At 25.4% G+C, this 3,246-nt stretch carries 3 protein-coding genes; 2 read left to right on the top strand and 1 reads right to left on the bottom strand.

The window, feature by feature from the left end:
- Positions 1-1,349 (bottom strand): two-component regulator propeller domain-containing protein (locus GQ540_RS12980; RefSeq protein ID WP_291801857.1); only part of this gene is annotated, 1,349 nt, incomplete at its 3' end.
- 310 nt (positions 1,350-1,659) lie between these two features.
- On the opposite strand from GQ540_RS12980, the gene GQ540_RS12975 reads away from it, so the two are divergent.
- Together GQ540_RS12975 and GQ540_RS12970 are read left to right on the top strand one after the other, a co-directional pair.
- On the top strand, positions 1,660-2,175 hold the full coding sequence (locus GQ540_RS12975) for a methyltransferase (RefSeq protein WP_291801855.1): 516 nt from the start codon (positions 1,660-1,662) through the stop codon (positions 2,173-2,175).
- A gap of 5 nt (positions 2,176-2,180) precedes the next feature.
- Positions 2,181-3,246, top strand: a 1,066-nt coding sequence (locus GQ540_RS12970) for a glycosyltransferase (protein ID WP_291801853.1), incomplete at its 3' end; no start/stop codon positions are given.

The raw sequence follows: 3,246 nt of genomic DNA, 5'->3' as shown, positions 1-3,246 counted from the left end.
TTTTTATTTATTTTACTAATTCCACCTGCATTGGCTGTTACTATAAAGTCTTTTTCTATTGATATGTCTTTGAAATTCTGGATATTCAAATTCTTAAAATTTGATTCATACATGTTTTTTATTAGTTCAAATTTTAAATTTTTATTTAGTTGATGAACATTATAATCACTTAAAATATAAAGAAAATTATTTTTTATATTTAATTGTCTGACCCTTTTTGGGTTTAAGTCAACTTTGTATGAATTTATTATTTGTAAAGTTTTTTGGTTTAATAGAATAAGTTCGCTTTGATCATTCCCTAAGGCAATATATTTGTTAAATAGATTTATGGAATGTAGATCATTTCTTTTCTCATTATCAAATCTAATACCATTAATATTTAAGTTTGGTAAAAGAAAAAGACCATTAGATAAGCTACCAACCCATATGTTTTTTTCCCTATCTAGAAATGATTTGGAGGAGTGTATTGATGGGAGTATTTTTTTATTTTTAGTTTTATCTAGTGAGTTTATAATTAATGCTCCTTTACTTAAATTTGTAATTAAAAATGAATTGTCAAATGGAAGAGTTTGATAAAGATAATTTGTTGAACGATTGTAGTTGAAGCTATTAAATATAGTGTTTGAAATTAACATTGTTTTTTTATCAATGTTTTTAAAAGCCTCGGCTTTTTTTCTTCGAAGTTTTTGTAACGTATTCTTAGTGTACAAATTTGCATCAATATTTCTCCAATTATTTTTTGTTAATGAACTACTTTGTATTTGATTGATATTATTTTTTTGGGATGATGATACGAGAACTTTAATTTCTTCATTTGTATCTTCTACAATTTGGGCTTTATTAGAGTTGTTTTTATACGGTAATTCTAAATTATTATAAGTTGTAATTGTATTATGTGGATCTAGTTTTTTTATGTTATTTACAGCTTGTAAAAACCATATATTATTTTTACTATCTTCAAAAATATCTGAAACAAAATTATTAAAATTTAAACCTCTCAAAAACTTTTGATTTTGAGAGTTATAGAATTTGTTATTTTGAAGATAGCCTAATTTTCCATTAAACCCAACTAACCAAATTCGTTTTTTTGAATCCTTAAATAGGTATAAAACTTCATTATCGGGTAAGCCATCAGAAATTGTGAAATTTTTAAAGGTTAATCCGTCAAACCTACTTAATCCATAATCTGTAGCAATCCAAATTAAACCATTTTCATCTTGATTGATGTCGTAAACAGTATTACTTGGTAGTCCATTATTGTTATTAAATTGAGTAAAACCTGGTATTTGAGCAGACAAACTAGCTTGAAATAGGTAATTTACAAAAATAAAAATAACAATTTTACGCATGAATAGGTTAGATATAAGTAACAAATATAACGCTTATGAAATTAATAGTTGCACCTATATGTAAAATACCTGCGTTTATAAATTATGTGTTTTAGGAAATAAATATTGATAGTATATTTGTTCGGTTAAGTCGAATTAGAGGAAAATTTTTTGATAAAGGTAAAAACAAACTATGAAAAAGGAAAAAGGTGCTTTAAAAGCATCTTTTTTTATGGAATAATATTTAAAAATTAAGATAAGGTATTTTGTTGATTTTCTTTAATTAAATGAATATCTTGCGTATGAATTAAAATATTATATTATATAATTGATGTACAATAAGTTACCTTCCAAAAGATATCATCATACTTTAAAATTTTTAAAAAGTGTTTTACCTGCACCAGCAACCATTTTAGATTTAGGTGTTAGAAATCCATTTAGTGAAATAATGGAGCAAAATGGCTATAAAGTTTTTAATACATCTGGTGAAGATTTAGATTTAGTTCCTGAAATAGTAAATAAATATAATATTGATGCAGTTACAGCATTTGAAATATTTGAACATTTAGTAGCTCCTTTTAATGTTTTGAACGAGATTAAATGTGAAAAAATAATAGCTACAATTCCTCTAAATTTATGGTTTGCAAAAGCATATAGAAGTAAAACAGATATGCGAGATAGACATTATCATGAATTTGAAGATTGGCAATTTGATTGGTTGCTTGAAAAATCAGGATGGAATATACAGAAAAAAGAAAAATGGACAAGCCCTATAAATAAAATAGGTTTTAGACCCACCTTAAGAAAATATACACCTCGTTATTATGCAATTTATGCAGAAAAATAATTAGTATGCGAATAGGAATGATTTTAGATAAGCCATTTCCTCCTGATCCAAGGGTTGAAAATGAAGCTATTTCATTAATTAAAAGTGGGCATAAAGTGTTCTTATTCTGTTTAATGTATAGTAATGAAAAAGAGAACGAAGTCATAAAAGGAATTGAAATTAGAAGATATAAATCAAGTAATTTAATTTATAAGTTATCTGCTTTAGTTTATTCGTTTCCGATTTATTCTTTAATAATGGCAAAAAAAATTAATCATTTTTTAAAGTCAAATAAAATTGAAATTATTCATACACATGATATCCAAATTGCCGGAGCAGTTCTAAAATCTAATAAAAAGCTACAACTTAAAACTATTTTAGACTTACATGAAAACAGACCTGAAATTATGAAGTTTTATCCTCATTTAACTAAATTCCCAGGTAAATACTTAATCTCACCAAAAATATGGAAACAAAAAGAGGAAGAGTTTATTAATAAAGTAACTAATGTTATTGTGGTGACTGAAGAATCTAAAAATGAAATTGTAAAAAGAACAAGCAAGCAGAATGAAGGTATAGTTGTTGTACCAAATACTGTGCATAAAGACTATTATAATACAGCAGTTATTCAAAATGAGATAATTGAAAGATATGTTAATAATTTTGTATTACTTTATATTGGAGATACAGGTTTACGCAGAGGTTTACAAACAGCTATAAAAAGTATTTCAGTTTTAAAAAATAATATTAAAAATATTAAGTTAGTTATTGTTGGTAGTAACACATCAGATACAATTTTAAAAAACCATGTAAAAGATTTGGAGATTCAAGATTTTGTTGATTTTGAAGGGTGGCAAAATGAAAAATTATTACCATCGTATATAAAGGCTAGCTCAGTTTGTATTTCGCCTTTACATAGAAATTTGCATCATGACACAACTTATGCAAATAAAATATTTCAATATATGAGTTTTTCAAAACCTGTTTTGGTAAGTAATGCAACTGCCCAGAAAAACTTGATTGAAAAAACAAACACAGGGTTAGTGCATTTAGAAAAAAATGCTGAAGATTTTTCAGAAAAAGTAATGCAAT

It is taken from the genome of Lutibacter sp., from assembly GCF_013139515.1.
GTDB lineage: Bacteria > Bacteroidota > Bacteroidia > Flavobacteriales > Flavobacteriaceae > Lutibacter.
This window is presented reverse-complemented; position numbering and strand designations above follow the sequence as displayed.